Below are 16741 nucleotides of genomic sequence, written 5' to 3'. Positions count from 1 at the left end.
TACCCATACCTTTGGGTATCCGGCACCGGCCCGATCCATCTTTCCGGCGTCATGCGACCGATCGCCACACGGCGCGACGCAGCGTAACAGCAGGAGCCGCAATGAAAGAGAAAACCAGTGAAGGCGTCCGCCTTGATAAATGGCTGTGGGCCGCGCGCTTCTATAAAACCCGCGCGCTGGCTCGCGACATGATTGAAGGCGGCAAAGTGCATTACAACGGCCAGCGCAGCAAACCGGGCAAAGTGGTCGAACTGCAGGCCGAGCTGACGCTGCGTCAGGGCAACGATGAGCGCACGGTGATCATCACCGCCATCGGCGACCAGCGGCGTCCGGCCAGCGAAGCGCAGCAGATGTACGCGGAGACGGCCGCCAGCATCGAAAAGCGCGAAAAGAACGCGCTGGCGCGCAAAATGAATGCCCTGACCATGCCGCATCCCGATCGTCGCCCGGATAAAAAAGAGCGCCGCGATCTGCTGAAATTTAAATTGTCGGGCGATGAATAACTCGCGCCCCCACGAGAGAAACCTTATGTCTGTTCAAGATCAACTGCATCGTTACCTGTTTGAAAACGTCGCCGTGCGCGGCGAGCTGGTCAACGCATCTCAAACCTGGCGCGACATCGTGCAGAACCACGACTACGCCGAGCCGGTCAAAACGCTGCTGGGCGAACTGCTGGTCGCCACCAGCCTGCTCACCGCTACGCTGAAATTTGACGGCGACATCACCGTGCAGCTGCAGGGCGATGGCCCGCTGAGCATGGCGGTGATCAACGGAAATAACCGCCAGGAGCTGCGCGGCGTGGCGCGGCTGAAAGAGGATGCGGAGATCGCTGCCGGCAGCAGCCTGAAGCAGATGGTGGGTAACGGCTATCTGGTGATCACCATTTCGCCTGAGAAAGGCGAGCGCTATCAGGGCGTGGTCGGCCTGGAAGCCGATACGCTGGCGGGCTGTCTGGAAGATTACTTCATGCGTTCCGAGCAGCTGCCAACCCGCCTGTTCATTCGCACCAGCGAGAAAGGCGCAGCCGGTATTCTGCTGCAGGTGCTGCCCGCGCAGGAGCCCAACCTGGATGACTTTAACCATCTGGCCACGTTAACCGAAACTGTGAAGAGCGAAGAGCTGATTGAGCTGCCCGCTACTGACGTACTGTGGCGTCTCTATCATCAGGAAGAAGCCACGGTTTACGATCCGGCGCCGGTCAGCTTCAAATGCACCTGCTCGCGCGAACGCTGCGGTGAAGTGCTGAAAACGCTGCCGCCAGAGGAAGTGGATGAGATTCTGGTCGAAGACGGCAAAATCGATATGCACTGCGACTACTGCGGCACGCACTATGTGTACGACGCCGTGGATATTGCTGCTATTCGTAACGCTCCCTCCGGCAATAGCGATCAACTGCATTAATCAGCAAACGGGCGGTGACGCCGCCCGTATTTTCCGCCGGCGTAGCGCTATGATTTTTCACGGAAATTAACTAATTTACACTAACTTTAGTTTCATAAGTGGCAGATTTCTCTACTTGTCACGTTCCAGCTCGCATTTTTAACTCTCTTCACTTTTCCACCTCGCTCAGACGTGTACACTGCGCGCGATCTGCCCTGTGCGGCTATGCGCAGCAGGACGCAGAAACCCTCATAAAAAATGCCATGAAGTACCGATTTAAGGAGCAGTCACATGCGCGTTAACGGCCTGACATCGCAAGACCTCGAAACGCTCGGAATTAGCGGCACCACCGAGGTGGTGTACAACCCTGATTACGCCACGTTATTTCAGGAAGAAACCCGCCCGGAGCTGGAAGGTTACGCGCGCGGCACCCTGACGCAGAGCGGTGCCATTGCCGTGGATACCGGCATCTTCACCGGACGTTCGCCGAAAGATAAATACATCGTGCGGGATGACACCACGCGTGACACGCTGTGGTGGAACGATGTTGGCAACGGCAAGAACGACAACCAGCCGCTGTCACAGGAAACCTGGCAGGCGCTGAAAGATCGCTGCACGCAACAGCTTTCCGGCAAGCGTCTGTTTGTGATTGACGCCTTCTGCGGCGCCAACCCGGACACCCGCCTCAGCGTGCGTTTCGTGATGGAAGTGGCGTGGCAGGCGCATTTCGTCAAAAACATGTTTATCCGTCCGACTGAGGCCGAACTGGCTGAGTTTACGCCGGATTTCGTGGTGATGAACGCAGCGCAGTGCACCAATCCGGACTGGCAGGCGCAGGGTCTGCATTCAGAGAATTTTGTCGCCTTTAACCTGACCGAACGCATGCAACTGATCGGCGGTACCTGGTACGGCGGCGAGATGAAAAAAGGCCTGTTCGCCATCATGAACTATCTGCTGCCGCTGAAGGGTATTGCCTCAATGCACTGCTCGGCCAACGTTGGCAAAGCGGGCGACGTGGCGGTGTTCTTTGGCCTGTCCGGTACCGGTAAAACCACGCTCTCTACCGATCCGGATCGTCAGCTGATCGGCGACGATGAGCACGGCTGGGACGACGACGGCGTCTTTAACTTCGAAGGCGGCTGCTACGCCAAAACCATCAATCTGTCAGAGCAGGCCGAGCCGGAGATTTACCGCGCGATTCGCCGCGATGCGCTGCTGGAGAACGTGGTGGTGCGCGCTGACGGCACGGTCGATTACGCCGACGCCAGCAAGACGGAAAACACCCGCGTGTCTTACCCAATCGAGCACATCGAAAACATCGTGCAGCCGGTGTCGAAAGCGGGCCACGCGAAGAAGGTCATCTTCCTGACCGCCGACGCCTTTGGCGTACTGCCACCGGTTTCGCGTCTGACGCCGGAGCAAACCCAGTACCACTTCCTGTCCGGCTTTACCGCCAAGCTGGCCGGCACCGAGCGCGGTGTGACGCAGCCCACCCCAACCTTCTCCGCCTGTTTTGGCGCGGCGTTCCTGACGCTGCATCCAACGCAGTACTCGGATGTGCTGGTGAAACGTATGCAGGCGTCCGGCGCGCAGGCCTATCTGGTGAATACCGGCTGGAACGGCAGCGGCAAGCGCATTTCGCTGAAAGACACGCGCGCTATCATCAACGCGATTCTGGCCGGTGAGCTGGATGAAGCGGAGACCGTGACGCTGCCGGTGTTTAATCTGCAGGTGCCCACCACGCTGGCACAGGTGGACGATGCCATTCTCGATCCGCGCCGCAGCTGGCCTGACGCCGCCGCCTGGCAGCAGGCTGCCGAAGCGCTGGCGCAGCGCTTTATCACCAATTTCGAGAAGTACACCGATAACGATGCCGGTAAGGCGCTGGTGCAGGCCGGCCCGCAGCTGTGAAGTAGCCCAGCCGCCACAACGGCGGCTTAGCGATGGCACATTTCGTCGCGGCGCGATTTATCGCGTATGCCTGCAGCGGTAATATCGCTGATGGATGCGCAATAGATTGCGCCGCTACGGTTGGTGCGGAAATTTAACTAACGTTACTGCTTACTGCCGTCGTGGCGCTGTTTTCCGGGATCGGTAACCACGCGCGGATACGTAATCCGCCGCGTTCGCTGTCGCCAATCTCCAGCGATCCGTCATGCGCATCGATAATACGCTGCACAATCGCCAGGCCCAGACCGGTGCCGCTGGTGCTGCGCGCGCTGTCGCCGCGTACAAACGGCTGGAACAGATGCTGTAACTGATCCGGCTTAATGCCCGGACCATCATCCTCCACCTGGAACCACGCGCGATTTAATTCCTGACCGCTGCTGACCTTGATCCAGCCGTTACCGTAGCGCGCCGCGTTAACCACCAGATTCGCCACCGCGCGTTTAATCGACAGCGGGTTAATATCCAGCATCAGCTCCGCGTCCATCACCGCATTCTCAATCTCGCGCTCGTAGCCGCTCTCCGCCGCCACCACTTCACCCAGCACGCTATTCAGATCGGCACGCTCGGTTTGCATCTCCTGTCCGGTGCGCAGGTAATCGATGAACTGCTCGATGATGGCGTTACACTCTTCGATATCTTTGTTGATCGACTCGGCCAGGTAGCCATCTTCCTCGCCCATCATCTCGGTGGCGAGACGGATGCGCGTCAGCGGCGTGCGTAGATCATGGCTGACGCCGGCCATCAGCAGCGTACGGTCATCGGCCAGTTGCTTCACGCCCGCCGCCATCTGGTTGAAAGCACGCGTCACCGAACGCACTTCCGAAGCACCGTATTCGCGCAGCGGTGGCGGAATAATGCCTTTCCCCACCTGCAACGCAGCGTGTTCAAGATCGACTAAGGGTCGGTTTTGTATACGGATAAACAGCCAGGCGCCGCCAATCGCCAGCAGCATAATCGCCAGGGTATAGCGGAACAGCGGCGAGAAGTCGCCCTGATGGATTTCGGTCAGCGGTACGCGCACCCAGATATCCGGCGACAGCCAGGTTTTCAGCCAGACCACCGGCGAGTTTTTGTTAACCTCAACCCGCACGTCGGTCGGCCCGCCCAGCTGCTGCGCCATCTGTTCACTGAGGAATTCATAATGCTGCGCCCAGCGCAGTCCGCTCTCTTCCGCCGCCGCGTTGGTGTACAACGAGATGCCCAGCTCACGATAAATTTCGCGCCGGAAGGCCGGCGGCACTTCCAGCTGCGTACCATCCTCCAGCTGCAGCCGATCGGTCATCAGCATACGCACTTCGTAGGCGAGGACTTTGTTGAACTGCTGCAGGCTGGGAAGAATGGCGAAATTGAGCACCACCAGGTAGGTCGTTACCAGGCTGACGAACAGCAAGGTAACGATCAACAACAGGGTGCGGGCAAACGAACTGCGGGGTGAGAAGCGCAATCGCCTCATGCTTTACTGCCGTCCGGAACGAACACGTAGCCAAGGCCCCAGACGGTCTGGATGTAGCGCGGATGCGCCGGATCTTCTTCGACCATGCGGCGCAGACGAGAGATCTGCACGTCGATAGAACGCTCCATCGCACTGTACTCACGCCCGCGCGCCAGGTTCATCAGCTTATCGCGCGACAGCGGCTCACGCGGATGGCTCACCAGCGCTTTCAGCACGGCAAACTCTCCGCTGGTCAGCGGCATCGGCTCATCTTCACGGAACATTTCACGCGTGCCGAGGTTCAGTTTGAACTTACCGAAGGCGATGACGGCTTCTTCCTGCGACGGCGCGCCCGGCAGCTCATTGGCCTGACGACGCAGCACAGCACGAATTCGCGCCAGCAGCTCACGCGGGTTGAACGGTTTTGGAATGTAGTCATCGGCGCCGATTTCCAGCCCCACGATACGATCGACCTCTTCACCTTTCGCGGTGACCATAATGATCGGCATCGGGTTACTCTGGCTACGCAGACGACGGCAAATTGACAGGCCATCTTCGCCCGGCAGCATTAAATCCAGCACCATTAAATGGAATGATTCGCGGGTCAGCAGACGATCCATCTGCTCGGCGTTGGCGACGCTGCGCACCTGAAAGCCCTGTTCGGTGAGATAGCGTTCGAGCAGTGCGCGCAGACGCATATCATCATCGACGACCAGAATTTTGTAGTTCTCTTGCATGTTCAACTCCCAAAGGCGCCATTGCCTGAGCCGATATTGTGTAAAAAAGATGCCCGTCTGTGACAGTCATTAATGGTTTATATTCTAGCCGAAATTGTTACAAAGCATATTAAACAGCAGCTTATCTTTAATTTTAACCGCGAACTGCGGCTCCGCTCGCGCTTTTCTGACTGATTTTGACGCCGTTTAGCGCTTGTCTGAAAATCAGCGGCGTTTTCTGCCGGCGAGTGGTCCAGCCGGGCCGTCCCGCTTCCGCCGTCAGGCGGGGCGCGCCATTTGGCTTAAGTTTCGCCTGCAGGATAAGCCAGCGGCCGCGCTCAGCAGCATAAAATATCGCGCTTTCGACGCTGACTGCGTATCCGCGCTCGGAACAGTGCCAGTGCGCGCGCAAAATAAGGCCAGCGTTAAATAAAGTGATTTAAATCAGTCAGTAAACTCCCCTTTCCTCTGCGCAAATGATCTCCGACACTGCATCGGTACCTGCTTACTGAGTTCATGTGGAGAAGAAAGATGAAAAAAACCGTTGTTCTGCTGAGCGCTCTGGTACTCACCAGCCTCACACAGGTTCAGGCCGCTACGCCAGCGGGCGAAGCCGCCGGCGCACAGGCGTCGACCACGGCCAAAGGTAATTCAGATGCTATCGGCATCGGTGCGGTGGGAGCCCTGCTCGGCGTCGCGCTGGCCACCATGGGCGGCGGCGATCACGGCGGCAGCAGCACCTCAACGACCACGGCGACCACGCCGGGCAAATAACGCTTATATGGCGCGGCAAGGCTGCGGCGCTTCCCCCTCTTATACTGCCAGCCCTTTCGCCAGCGGAGAATAAGTTGCGCCCCGGCTTGTTTCACCAGGCCATTACTCTCCGCCTCTTTTTTCCTCACTTTCCGTGACGTACTCAATGCGGTTCACAAACCACACCTTCTGTCCTTCCGGCGTGTTCACCGTCACCTCGTCATCCACCTCTTTTTTGATCAGCGCGCGCGCCATCGGCGAGTCGATGGAGATGTACTCTTTCACCGTATCGCCATAGATCTCGTCCGGTCCGACGATGCGAAAACGCTTCACGTCGCCCTGCTCATTCTCTACTTCCACCCAGGCACCGAAGAACACTTTGCCCTCCTGCTGCGGCGCATAATCAACGATTTTCAGCTCGGCGAGGCATTTACGCAGATAGCGCACGCGCCGATCGATCTGGCGCAGTAGGCGCTTGTTATAGGTGTAATCGGCGTTTTCAGAGCGATCGCCCAGGCTGGCGGCCCAGGAGACAATGCGGGTGATTTCCGGCCGCTTCTCATTCCACAGATGGTCGTGCTCAGCACGCAGCTTGTTATAGCCTTCGCGGGTAATCAGTTGGGTTTTCATCGCTTCACTCGTGGTTACAGCCCTGTTCACTGCACAGAGGCTATCACAAAGCCTTACCTGCCCGGACAGGCACCCAGCGTCTTTTTCATCAGGCGCACATAATCGGCGACCAGGCCGGGCGTCCAGGTCATGATTTCTGCCCGTTCGCGCAGCACGCAGGCGCCCCAGAATGCCGGCTGCAACAGCAGCGCAAACACCTGCTGCAGCCGCTGGCCGTAATAGCCTTCAAACGCCACGTCCAGCGCATCCACCACGGTGGTCGAACAGTTTTTTGCCGTCAGATTATACAGGCTGTCACCACGGTTGGCCTGCCAGTAGCTGGCGAGCGCCTGTCCGTTGTAGTGCTGAAAACTGAAGGTTAAATCCGGGCTGCGCCAGTCGGCAATCTCTGCCGCCAGCGAGGGGAGAAAACGGCCGGGACGATCGTTAATCTGTCCGGCCAGCAGCAGACGCGGCAGCTCGTGCGGTTGCGGATCGATCTCCTGCTGCGGATAAAGGCTGATGTAGCCGCACTCGCCAAAGCTCAGTGCCGCGTGGCCGGTACAAAAGTGCCCTTCACCGTTAATCACGCCGATGTAACGGTCAATCACATAGCGCTTCGGCTGTTGACTGGCTTCAGACTGCGCCTGCCAGACGTGGACACAGAGAGGAAATGCCGCAGCGTCCGGCGGAAAGCGGGCCTGCTGCCACGGCCGGAGCCGCGCGATATGACGATGGCCGCGACAAAACCACGGCAGCAGCGTAACGGACTGACCCGCCGGCAGGCGCTGCCACTGGCGCCAGACGCGCCACACCGTCAGGCTGAACGACAGCAGCAACAGTACCAGCCAGCTGCCCAGCAACACGCAGGTATGCAGGTTGTCATTGAAAAACAGCACCACGCTCAGCACCATCTCGCCGCAGCCCAGCATAAAATGTCGCACCCAGCGCTGGCGCTGAATCAGCGCCGCGCTCAGGCAGCGAAACAGGCCGTTAAACAACAGGCAGATTTCCATCACCGTCAGCAGCAGTTTCTTCAGCTGCCTTTCGTCACCGTGCCACAGCGCGCCGGCCAGCAGCGTACCGACAAAAATCAGGGAAAACAGCAAATTGAGCCAGCGCTGCAGCGACACCTCGCCGCTCAGCAGGTTAAACAGCAGCGACAGCGACAGTAAGAGCGCCAGCACCTGTAGCGACAGATTGATATGCCCATCGACCAGCACGTCCGCCACAATCATGCCTGCCAGCAGCACACCGCACAGCGCCAGGCCATAAATCAGCAGACGATAACGCACCAGCAGCTCGCGTCCGGCCAGCAGCAGCAGTAATTTGATCATTGCTTCACCCTCCTTCCGTGGTTTGCCGCAGATTATAGGGCAGAGACGGGGCGAGCCTGGCTGCAACCGGCACGCCATTGCGCTGGGGTTTAACACATAGGTGACTAAGTTTCTCTGAGTTGCGCGCTGCATTCAGAAAAAGACGGATTCACCGGTCAGCGGCTGGCAATTTGCGGCCTCAGTCCGTATAACTGTCCCCTATTTCTAACCCTGTGTAAGCAAGACCGTTACTGATGATGAAAGATTCGCTGAGCCAGATTATCGCAGGTGAGCTGAAGGCACGCGCCGACCAGGTTGACGCCGCCATTCGCTTGCTGGACGAAGGGAACACCGTGCCGTTTATCGCACGTTACCGTAAGGAAGTGACCGGCGGGCTGGATGATACCCAGCTGCGTACGCTGGAGAGCCGTCTCGGCTATCTGCGTGAGCTGGAGGAACGCCGCCAGTCGATTCTGAAATCCATTGATGACCAGGGCAAACTGACGCCGGAATTAGCCACTGCCATCAACGGCACGCTGAACAAAACCGAGCTGGAAGATCTCTATCTGCCTTATAAGCAGAAGCGCCGCACGCGCGGGCAGATCGCTATCGAAGCCGGGCTGGAACCGCTGGCAGAGACGCTGTGGAACGACGCGTCTCAGGATCCCGAGCAGCTGGCAGCGCGTTATGTCGACGCGGACAAAGGCGTCGCCGATGTGCGTGCCGCGCTGGATGGCGCACGCTATATCCTGATGGAGCGCTTCGCCGAAGACGCCACGCTGCTGGCGAAAGTGCGTGATTACCTGTGGAAGAACGCCCATCTGGTTGCACGCGTGGTGGAAGGCAAAGAGGAAGAAGGCGCTAAATTCCGCGACTACTTCGATCATCACGAAGCGCTGAGCAGCGTGCCGTCGCACCGCGCGCTGGCCATGTTCCGTGGCCGTAACGAAGGCATTTTACAGCTGTCGCTCAACGCCGATCCGCAGTTTGATGAAGCGCCGCGCGAAAGCTACGGTGAAACGCTGATCGCCGACCACCTTGGCCTGCGCCTGAACAACGCACCGGCCGACAGCTGGCGCAAAGCCGTGGTCAGCTGGACCTGGCGCATCAAGGTCCTGCTGCACCTCGAAACCGAACTGATGGGCACCATCCGCGAACGGGCAGAAGACGAAGCGATCAACGTGTTTGCCCGTAATCTGCACGATCTGCTGATGGCGGCACCCGCCGGCATGCGCGCCACCATGGGCCTCGATCCTGGCCTGCGCACCGGGGTCAAAGTGGCGGTGGTCGATGCCACCGGCAAGCTGGTCGCGACCGATACCATCTATCCGCATACCGGCCAGGCGGCCAAAGCCGCGACCTCGGTGGCGGCACTGTGCGCGAAACATCAGGTTGAACTGGTGGCGATCGGCAACGGCACCGCTTCACGTGAAACCGAGCGTTTCTTCCTCGACGTACAGAAGCAGTTCCCGCAAATCAAAGCGCAAAAAGTGATTGTCAGTGAGGCCGGAGCATCGGTCTATTCCGCTTCCGAACTGGCGGCGCAGGAGTTCCCCGATCTCGACGTTTCGCTGCGCGGTGCGGTGTCTATCGCCCGTCGTCTGCAGGATCCGCTGGCAGAGCTGGTCAAAATTGACCCGAAATCGATTGGCGTTGGCCAGTATCAGCACGATGTCAGCCAGAGCCAGCTGGCGAAAAAACTCGATGCGGTGGTGGAAGATTGTGTGAACGCCGTGGGCGTCGATCTGAATACCGCTTCGGTGGCGCTGCTGACGCGCGTCGCCGGCCTGACGCGCATGATGGCGCAGAACATTGTCAGCTGGCGTGACGAAAACGGCCGTTTCCAGAACCGTCAGCAGCTGCTGAAGGTGAGCCGCCTTGGGCCGAAAGCCTTTGAACAGTGCGCCGGCTTCCTGCGCATTAACCACGGCGATAATCCGCTGGATGCCTCAACGGTGCATCCGGAAGCCTATCCGCTGGTGGAGCGCATTCTCGCCGCTACGGAACAGGCGCTGAATGAACTGATGGGCAATCCGGGTAGCCTGCGCGACCTGAATGCGCGCGACTTCACCGATGAGCGTTTCGGGCTGCCGACCGTCACCGATATCATCAAAGAGCTGGAGAAACCGGGCCGCGATCCGCGTCCGGAGTTCAAAACCGCGCAGTTTGCCGAAGGCGTGGAGACGCTCAACGACCTGCTGCCTGGCATGGTGCTGGAAGGTGCAGTGACCAACGTGACCAACTTCGGCGCGTTCGTCGATATCGGCGTGCATCAGGACGGCCTGGTGCACATCTCTTCGCTGTCGGACAAATTCGTAGACGATCCGCATCAGGTGGTGAAAGCCGGCGATATCGTCAAAGTGAAAGTGATGGAAGTCGATCTGCAGCGTAAGCGTATCGCGCTGACCATGCGTCTGGATGAGCAGCCGGGTGAGAGCAATGCGCGCAGCGGCGGCAACCGTGGCGCAGGCAAAGAGGCCGCGCGGCCGGCCGCCGGTGCCAAAGGCCGCGGCAAACCTGCCAGTGCCAGCGTCGGTAACAGTGCGATGGGCGATGCGCTGGCGGCCGCGTTTGGGAAGAAACGCTAAGCGGCGCGCGAGTACAGGAGGTTGATAAATTGTCCTGGCGGACTACGCTGAGAAAACCGTGTGAAAAAATGACCTTCCGCGTAACCCGGCGATCCGATGGACATTATCAACTTCCTGCTCGATGAGATTTATGAAGGTAGCTTCCCCGTCGCGGCGCGCGAGCGCCTGCTTTCGCACATCCGCGCGGCGCGCGACACGGTAAAGCTGCCGCGTAAAGCGCACTGGGATGAAAAAGACGTGGTGCTGATCAGTTACGCCGACCAGTTCCGCGAACCCGAGCAGCCCACGCTCGCCAGCTTTACGCGTTTTTTTCAGCAGCATCTGCAGTCCACCTTCAGCCTGGTGCATCTGCTGCCATTTTTCCCCTATTCGTCCGACGATGGCTTCTCGGTTATCGATTATCACCAGGTAAATCCGATCTGCGGTGACTGGCGGCACATCACGGCGCTGCACAGCGAAACCCGGCTGATGTTCGATTTCGTCTGTAACCACATGTCGGCGCACAGCGCGTGGTTTCGCCACTTTCTGGCGCAGGATGCCGGCTGGGACGACTTCTTTATCAGCATGCCGCCTGCCACCGATCTCAGCGCCGTGACGCGCCCGCGCACCTCACCGCTGCTGACGCCGTTTACCCTCGCTAACGGCGACACGCGCTTTATCTGGACCACCTTCAGCGCCGACCAAATCGATCTCAACTTCGCCAATCCGCAGGTGCTGATCCGCATGGTGGGCGTACTGCTGGATTATCTCAACAAAGGCGCGGATTACGTGCGGCTGGACGCGGTGGGCTACATGTGGAAAACGCCGGGCACACGCTGTATCCATCTGACCAAAACCCATCAGCTGGTGAAGCTGTTTCGCGCCATCGCCAACGAAGTCGCGCCAGGTACGGTGATCGTGACCGAAACCAACGTGCCGCATCAGGATAACATCAGCTATTTCGGCAACGGCCACGACGAAGCGCAGATGGTTTACCAGTTTTCGCTGCCACCGCTGGTGCTGCACGCCATTCACTCCGGCTCGGCGCGCGCGCTGCGCCAGTGGGCCAGCACGCTTGAGCCCGGTGATGGCGGCACCACCTTCTTCAATTTTCTCGCCTCGCACGACGGCATTGGCCTCAATCCGGCACGCGGAATTTTGTCAGAAGTCGAGATTGTGGCGCTGGTGCGTGAACTGGCGCTGGAGGGCGCGCTGGTCTCCTATAAAAACAACCCGGACGGCAGCACCAGCCCGTATGAAATCAACGTAACGTATCTGGATGCGCTCAATCACCAGACCGACGATGACGACACGCGCCTGCGTCGCTTCCTGCTGGCGCACGCGATTCTGCTGGCCTTTCCCGGCGTGCCCGCCATCTATATTCAAAGTATTCTCGGCTCGCGCAATGACAACGAGGGCGTGCGCGCTGCCGGGCACAACCGCGCCATCAACCGTGAGAAGTACAGCCTGCGCGATATCGAACAGCAAATCAGCGGCGGCAACCCGCTGCGTCAGCAGGTGTTTGAGCGGCTTAGCGCGCTGATTCAGCTGCGCACCCGGCAGCCGGCGTTCCATCCGGACAATCCGATGACGCTGCTGGAGAGCGACAACGCGGTGCTGCTGCTGCGCCGTCACGCCGCGGACAGCGACGAAGGGTTACTGTGCGTGTTCAATCTCAGCAGCCGCGAGATCAGCACTACGCTGCCGCAGGCGCGCCCTTTTCAGGATGTGATCAGCGGGCAGCGCGTGGATGGCAGCCAGCCGCTGGTGCTGGCCGCCTGGCAGTTTATGTGGCTGCGTGGATGAACTGCTGCACCTGCTGGCAGAACGCCTCCGGGTGCGAAATAAACGGCGCGTGCGCGGCCTTCGCGATGACAACCGACTGCGAATGCGGCCAGCGTGCATCCAGCTGCGGCGCAATGCGGCGCGGCACCAGGCCATCCAGCGCGCCATAGATACGCAGGAACGGCAGCGTCAGCCCATCCAGTGCGCTGCGCAAATCATCGTGGCGCAGAATGTTCAATCCCCCTTCCAGTACCGCTACCGACGGCATCGGCTGCGACAGCACTACCTCTTTCAGCTGGCGCGCGTCCTGACGCGCATTTTCCGTCCCCATGGTTTGCAGCGCGAGAAAACGCTCCACGGTGCGCTGGAAATCGCTGCTCAATTGCTGCTGGAACGTCGCCAGCGTCTCAGGCTGAATGCCGGGCCATTCATCCCGGGCGGTAAAGCACGGCGACGACGCCACGCTAATCAATGCCGCCACGCGATCGGGCTGGCTCAGCGCCAGCTGGCTGGCCACTAAGCCGCCCAGCGACCAGCCAAGCAGCACAGCGCGCGCTGGCAACTGCGGTAGTAGCTGCTGCGCCATCTGCGCCAGGCTCAGCGGCCCAAATCCCTGGCTGCGGCCAAATCCCGGCAGGTCCACCAGGTGCAGACGAAAATGCGGGCTGAGTCGCGGAACAATGTGTTGCCACACTTCGGCGTTCAGTCCCCAGCCGTGCAGCAGCACAAGATCGCGATCGCCTGTGCCTGTGGTGTGCCAGTAAAGCGAACTCATCGGTTACACTCCCGAAAAGTGAAAAGGAGGTCGCTATGCTAGCAATCCCGGCCCTGTGTTGGCTATGCCGTCTGCCGCTGCGGATCGCCCGGCACGGCCTGTGCAGCGTATGCCTGCGTCAGCTACCGGCGCTGCCGGCGCTCTGTCCCTGCTGCGGACTGCCGGCCAGCGGCGAGCAGCCGTGCGGACGCTGCCTGCGCCGGCCGCCGCCGTGGCACGCTCTCACTTGCGTGAGTGATTATGTGCCGCCGCTGAGCGAATGGGTGCAGCAGCTCAAATTCTCGCGCGCAACCGCACTCAGGGTGATGCTGGCGCGGCTGCTTTTGTTAAAATTATTAACAAAGCGCCGCCAGCAGCCGTTGCCGCGTATCGATCTGGTGCTGAGCGTGCCGCTGCATCGCCGCCGCGCCTGGCAGCGCGGGTATAATCAGGCCGCGCTGCTGGCTAAACCGCTGGCGCGCTGGCTCGGCTGTGAATACCGCGAAGGGCTGCACCGGGTGCGTCACGGTGCGGTGCAGCATGCGCTCAGCGCCCGCGCCCGGAAAAGCAATCTGCGTGGAGCGTTTCGCCTTGAAATGGCGGTGCGCGGACGCCACATCCTGCTTATCGATGATGTGGTGACCACCGGCAGCACGGTGGGGGAAATCAGCCGCTTATTACTGGCGCAGGGCGCAGCCAGCGTACACATAGGATGCCTGTGCCGTACCTTGTAGAGCGTCGGCGTTGGGCGTATTATAACCAGGTATTTTAGTCAACTATTGAGCAATCGCCATGATCCGTATTACTGATACTGCGCAAGAGCACTTCGCAAAACTGCTGTCAAAACAGGAAGATGGCACCCAGATTCGCGTATTCGTTATTAACCCGGGTACGCCAACCGCCGAGTGCGGCGTCTCCTACTGCCCGCCGGATGCGGTCGAAGCCACCGATACCGAACTGAAGTTCGACAAGCTGTCTGCGTATGTCGATGAGCTGAGCGCGCCGTACCTCGAAGATGCGGAGATCGACTTCGTGACCGATAACCTCGGTTCACAGCTGACGCTGAAAGCGCCGAACGCCAAGATGCGTAAAGTGTCGGACGATGCGCCGATGGTTGAGCGCGTGGAGTATCTGCTGCAGGCGCAGATCAACCCGCAGCTGGCCAGCCACGGCGGTCGCGTCTCGCTGATGGAGATCACCGACGAAGGCTATGCCATTCTGCAGTTCGGCGGCGGCTGTAACGGTTGCTCGATGATTGACGTGACGCTGAAAGACGGCATCGAGAAAGAGCTGCTGGCCGCCTTCCCGGAACTGAAAGGCGTGCGCGATCTCACCGAGCATCAGCGCGGCGAGCACTCCTACTACTGATAGAAGATGCGGCAGCCACCCCGGCTGCCGCGTGTTTTACTGCTTCTTACGCCCTTCATTGACGATCGTCAGCAGCTGCTGCACTTTCCGGTAACTAAACAACTTCTCCAATGGTACGCGCAGTTTGCGCCGCCAGTTGGGGTATTCGGCTACCGTGCCCGGCACGTTGACCGGCGTCTCCATTCCCAGCCAGTCCTCCGGCTGCAGCCCCAGCAGGGCGCTGTCGGTAAATGCCAGAAAGCGGTGCACACCCTGATTCAGCGCGGGCGTCAGGCGCTGACCCGCACTGTTTTTGCTGCGTGCGTCAATCGCCTGCGCCTCGCTCATCGCCTTCAGCAGCGCTTTTCTCTGCCCATCGCGTTCGGCGATGGCCGCGTTCAGCATGCTGCGTCTGGCGAACAATCCCAGCTGATTGCGCAATTGCAGATCGGCGGCATGCCAGAATCCGCTCAGCGTGGGCAAATCATGGGTACTGGCGCTGGCAATCGACTGGCGCGGATAGGCTGCCGGTAGCCGGAACTGCCCCTCCTCCCCGCACTCGAACATCAGCACCTTCCACGAAAAAATGCCGCGGTCGCGCAGCAGGCTGACGATTTCCTGCGGCACGGTGCCGAGATCTTCACCGATCACCATGCAGCGCTGACGCTGACTTTCCAGCGCGAGGATCGCCAGCAGGTCGTGCACCGGATAGGCGACATACGCGCCTTTATCGGCACTTTCGCCATAGGGAATCCACCACAAACGCAGTAGCGCCATAACGTGATCGATGCGCAACGCCCCGCAATCGCGCATATTGGCGCGCAGCAGATCGATAAACGGCTGATAGCCCCGCGCGCGCAGTACATGTGGATCGAGCGGCGGCAGCGCCCAGTTCTGCCCGAGCGGGCCAAGCGGATCCGGCGGTGCGCCCACCGACGCGCCCAGCTTATACAGCTGCGGATCCTGCCAGGTTTCCGCGCTGTGCTGTGCCACGCCAACCGCCAAATCGCGATATAACCCGACCGCCATCCCCAGCTGCTGGCTACGCTGCCAGCAGGCGGCGAACTGCTGCTGCGCCAGCCACTGCAGCCAGCTCCAGAACAGAATGTCGTCCTCATGCTGCGCGCACCATTGCTGCACCTCCGGCTGCTGCGCCTGCTGCCAGCCTGATGGCCACTTTTCCCAGCCCCACTCATCGGGATGCTGCTGGCTGCGCGCCGCTACGATGGCGTCAAACGCCGCCTGATAGCGCAGCGCATCGCCGCCTTCAGCCAGAAACTGCTGAAACGCCGGCTGTCGGGTCAGCTGCGGCTGTGCGTGCTGCCAGGCAAAACGCAGCGCAGTCAGCTTGAGCGTCGTCACCGCGCGATAATCGACAAACGCTGCGCTGCGCGCCTGTTTTAGCGCTTTGCGCGTTGGCGCGCTGTGCCACCAGCGCTGGGCGGCGTCACTGTGGGTGAATTCGTCGATTTGATTGATGTCGATGTACAGCACGTTGAGCCAGCGGCGCGAGCTCGGGCTGTACGGGCTGACGTGATCCGGCTGCGCCGGATAGAGCGCATGCAGCGGGTTGAGACCGATGAAATCTCCGCCGTGAGCGGCGACCTGCTCCAGCATCTGCATCAGATCGCCAAAGTCGCCGATGCCCCAGTTACGCGCCGAGCGCAGCGTATAGAGCTGCACCAGCGCGCCCCAGCGCTTCTCCCCCTGCGCCAGCGCTGGCGGCAGATAACAGCGCGCCGGTGCGATGATAATGCGCGTCTGCCACTGCTGGCGTGAAGTGCTCAGCGTGAGCTGATGGTAGCCCTCGGGCAGTTCTGCCGGCAGCGCCAGGCTTTCTCCCGCGCTCAGCGTGCCGTCATAGTGCTGCCCCTGCTCGCTCACCAGCTGCCAGCGGTAGTCGTCGCTGCCCTGCGGCGTCAGTTCAGGCAGTCCGGGCGGCGTTAACACCAGCACCGGCGGCAGCGGTGGCGCGCTGCCCGTCGGGGCGTCCATCAGCGCCATCAGCGCGCGTTTGGTGTCGTCGCTGATGGTCTGTGACTCACCTTTATTGTTGATAAAACTCAGTGCGATACCGGCATCCCGTGCAGCCTGATCCAGTTTCTTCATGGCCATGTTGTCTCCTTCGTTGC

14 protein-coding genes are annotated in these 16741 nt (G+C 60.2%); 8 read left to right on the top strand and 6 right to left on the bottom strand.

The genetic code is table 11. The features are described 5' to 3' along the window. Positions 1-101: 101 nt before the first annotated feature. The 3 genes from hslR to pckA all read left to right on the top strand — a co-directional run bounded on the left by hslR (position 102) and on the right by pckA (position 3291). Positions 102-503, top strand: a complete 402-nt coding sequence (gene hslR, locus C1N56_RS01165) for a ribosome-associated heat shock protein Hsp15 (RefSeq protein ID WP_021507413.1) — start codon at positions 102-104, stop codon at positions 501-503. 25 nt (positions 504-528) lie between these two features. Next, positions 529-1401: an Hsp33 family molecular chaperone HslO gene (hslO, locus tag C1N56_RS01160; protein ID WP_021507412.1), complete on the top strand. Its 873-nt coding sequence runs from the start codon at positions 529-531 to the stop codon at positions 1399-1401. 270 nt (positions 1402-1671) lie between these two features. Further along, entirely contained in the window at positions 1672-3291 is a 1620-nt protein-coding gene (gene pckA / locus C1N56_RS01155; protein ID WP_021507411.1) for a phosphoenolpyruvate carboxykinase (ATP), read from the top strand. A gap of 133 nt (positions 3292-3424) precedes the next feature. Here the strand turns inward: pckA and envZ are convergent, their stop codons facing one another. Together envZ and ompR are read right to left on the bottom strand one after the other, a co-directional pair. Beyond that, complete coding sequence (envZ, locus tag C1N56_RS01150; protein WP_031279686.1) at positions 3425-4783, bottom strand: two-component system sensor histidine kinase EnvZ; 1359 nt, start codon at positions 4781-4783, stop codon at positions 3425-3427. Next, a complete protein-coding gene (ompR, locus tag C1N56_RS01145; RefSeq protein WP_001157751.1) occupies positions 4780-5499 on the bottom strand; it encodes an osmolarity response regulator transcription factor OmpR in 720 nt (239 codons plus the stop codon). The genes envZ and ompR overlap by 4 nt, the downstream gene beginning before the upstream one ends. A gap of 510 nt (positions 5500-6009) precedes the next feature. Here ompR and yjbE point away from each other — a divergent pair. After that, the gene (gene yjbE / locus C1N56_RS01140) at positions 6010-6252 is read left to right on the top strand and encodes an exopolysaccharide production protein YjbE (RefSeq protein ID WP_021507409.1); all 243 of its coding nucleotides are present in this window, start codon (positions 6010-6012) and stop codon (positions 6250-6252) included. A gap of 102 nt (positions 6253-6354) precedes the next feature. Here the strand turns inward: yjbE and greB are convergent, their stop codons facing one another. Both greB and C1N56_RS01130 read right to left on the bottom strand, forming a co-directional pair. Continuing rightward, entirely contained in the window at positions 6355-6861 is a 507-nt protein-coding gene (gene greB, locus C1N56_RS01135; protein WP_021507408.1) for a transcription elongation factor GreB, read from the bottom strand. A 53-nt stretch (positions 6862-6914) separates the two neighbouring features. Further along, positions 6915-8177: a hypothetical protein gene (locus C1N56_RS01130; RefSeq protein ID WP_238561414.1), complete on the bottom strand. Its 1263-nt coding sequence runs from the start codon at positions 8175-8177 to the stop codon at positions 6915-6917. Between the two features lie 236 nt (positions 8178-8413). On the opposite strand from C1N56_RS01130, the gene C1N56_RS01125 reads away from it, so the two are divergent. Both C1N56_RS01125 and C1N56_RS01120 read left to right on the top strand, forming a co-directional pair. Continuing rightward, on the top strand, positions 8414-10744 hold the full coding sequence (locus C1N56_RS01125; RefSeq protein WP_125309889.1) for a Tex family protein: 2331 nt from the start codon (positions 8414-8416) through the stop codon (positions 10742-10744). Positions 10745-10840: 96 nt separating this feature from the next. Beyond that, complete coding sequence (locus C1N56_RS01120; protein ID WP_278707703.1) at positions 10841-12529, top strand: alpha-amylase family glycosyl hydrolase; 1689 nt, start codon at positions 10841-10843, stop codon at positions 12527-12529. Here the strand turns inward: C1N56_RS01120 and bioH are convergent. Beyond that, on the bottom strand, positions 12510-13283 hold the full coding sequence (gene bioH, locus C1N56_RS01115) for a pimeloyl-ACP methyl ester esterase BioH (protein WP_021507404.1): 774 nt from the start codon (positions 13281-13283) through the stop codon (positions 12510-12512). The two genes, C1N56_RS01120 and bioH, sit on opposite strands and share 20 nt — an antisense overlap. Positions 13284-13318: 35 nt before the next feature. Between bioH and gntX the strand changes: the two genes are divergently transcribed. Both gntX and nfuA read left to right on the top strand, forming a co-directional pair. After that, a complete protein-coding gene (gntX, locus tag C1N56_RS01110) occupies positions 13319-13996 on the top strand; it encodes a DNA utilization protein GntX (RefSeq protein WP_394517022.1) in 678 nt (225 codons plus the stop codon). A gap of 58 nt (positions 13997-14054) precedes the next feature. Continuing rightward, positions 14055-14630, top strand: a complete 576-nt coding sequence (nfuA, locus tag C1N56_RS01105; protein WP_021507402.1) for a Fe-S biogenesis protein NfuA — start codon at positions 14055-14057, stop codon at positions 14628-14630. Positions 14631-14666: 36 nt separating this feature from the next. Here nfuA and malQ read toward each other — a convergent pair whose 3' ends face one another. Continuing rightward, entirely contained in the window at positions 14667-16724 is a 2058-nt protein-coding gene (gene malQ / locus C1N56_RS01100) for a 4-alpha-glucanotransferase (RefSeq protein WP_058780190.1), read from the bottom strand. Between the last annotated feature and the right edge of the window lie 17 nt (positions 16725-16741).

The organism is Pantoea sp. SGAir0175, from assembly GCF_043547855.1.
Note: the sequence above shows the minus strand (reverse complement) of the source record. Positions and strands in the feature narration are given on the sequence as shown.

Excerpts from the sequence above, each read along its gene's own strand:
- greB (WP_021507408.1), bottom strand. The coding sequence starts at position 6,861 with ATGAAAACCCAACTGATTACCCGCGAAGGCTATAACAAGCTGCGTGCT.
- hslO (WP_021507412.1), top strand. The coding sequence starts at position 529 with ATGTCTGTTCAAGATCAACTGCATCGTTACCTGTTTGAAAACGTCGCC.
- C1N56_RS01130 (WP_238561414.1), bottom strand. The coding sequence starts at position 8,177 with ATGATCAAATTACTGCTGCTGCTGGCCGGACGCGAGCTGCTGGTGCGT.
- malQ (WP_058780190.1), bottom strand. The coding sequence starts at position 16,724 with ATGGCCATGAAGAAACTGGATCAGGCTGCACGGGATGCCGGTATCGCA.
- C1N56_RS01120 (WP_278707703.1), top strand. The coding sequence starts at position 10,841 with ATGGACATTATCAACTTCCTGCTCGATGAGATTTATGAAGGTAGCTTC.
- bioH (WP_021507404.1), bottom strand. The coding sequence starts at position 13,283 with ATGAGTTCGCTTTACTGGCACACCACAGGCACAGGCGATCGCGATCTT.
- gntX (WP_394517022.1), top strand. The coding sequence starts at position 13,319 with ATGCTAGCAATCCCGGCCCTGTGTTGGCTATGCCGTCTGCCGCTGCGG.
- yjbE (WP_021507409.1), top strand. The coding sequence starts at position 6,010 with ATGAAAAAAACCGTTGTTCTGCTGAGCGCTCTGGTACTCACCAGCCTC.
- C1N56_RS01125 (WP_125309889.1), top strand. The coding sequence starts at position 8,414 with ATGAAAGATTCGCTGAGCCAGATTATCGCAGGTGAGCTGAAGGCACGC.
- pckA (WP_021507411.1), top strand. The coding sequence starts at position 1,672 with ATGCGCGTTAACGGCCTGACATCGCAAGACCTCGAAACGCTCGGAATT.
- nfuA (WP_021507402.1), top strand. The coding sequence starts at position 14,055 with ATGATCCGTATTACTGATACTGCGCAAGAGCACTTCGCAAAACTGCTG.
- hslR (WP_021507413.1), top strand. The coding sequence starts at position 102 with ATGAAAGAGAAAACCAGTGAAGGCGTCCGCCTTGATAAATGGCTGTGG.
- ompR (WP_001157751.1), bottom strand. The coding sequence starts at position 5,499 with ATGCAAGAGAACTACAAAATTCTGGTCGTCGATGATGATATGCGTCTG.
- envZ (WP_031279686.1), bottom strand. The coding sequence starts at position 4,783 with ATGAGGCGATTGCGCTTCTCACCCCGCAGTTCGTTTGCCCGCACCCTG.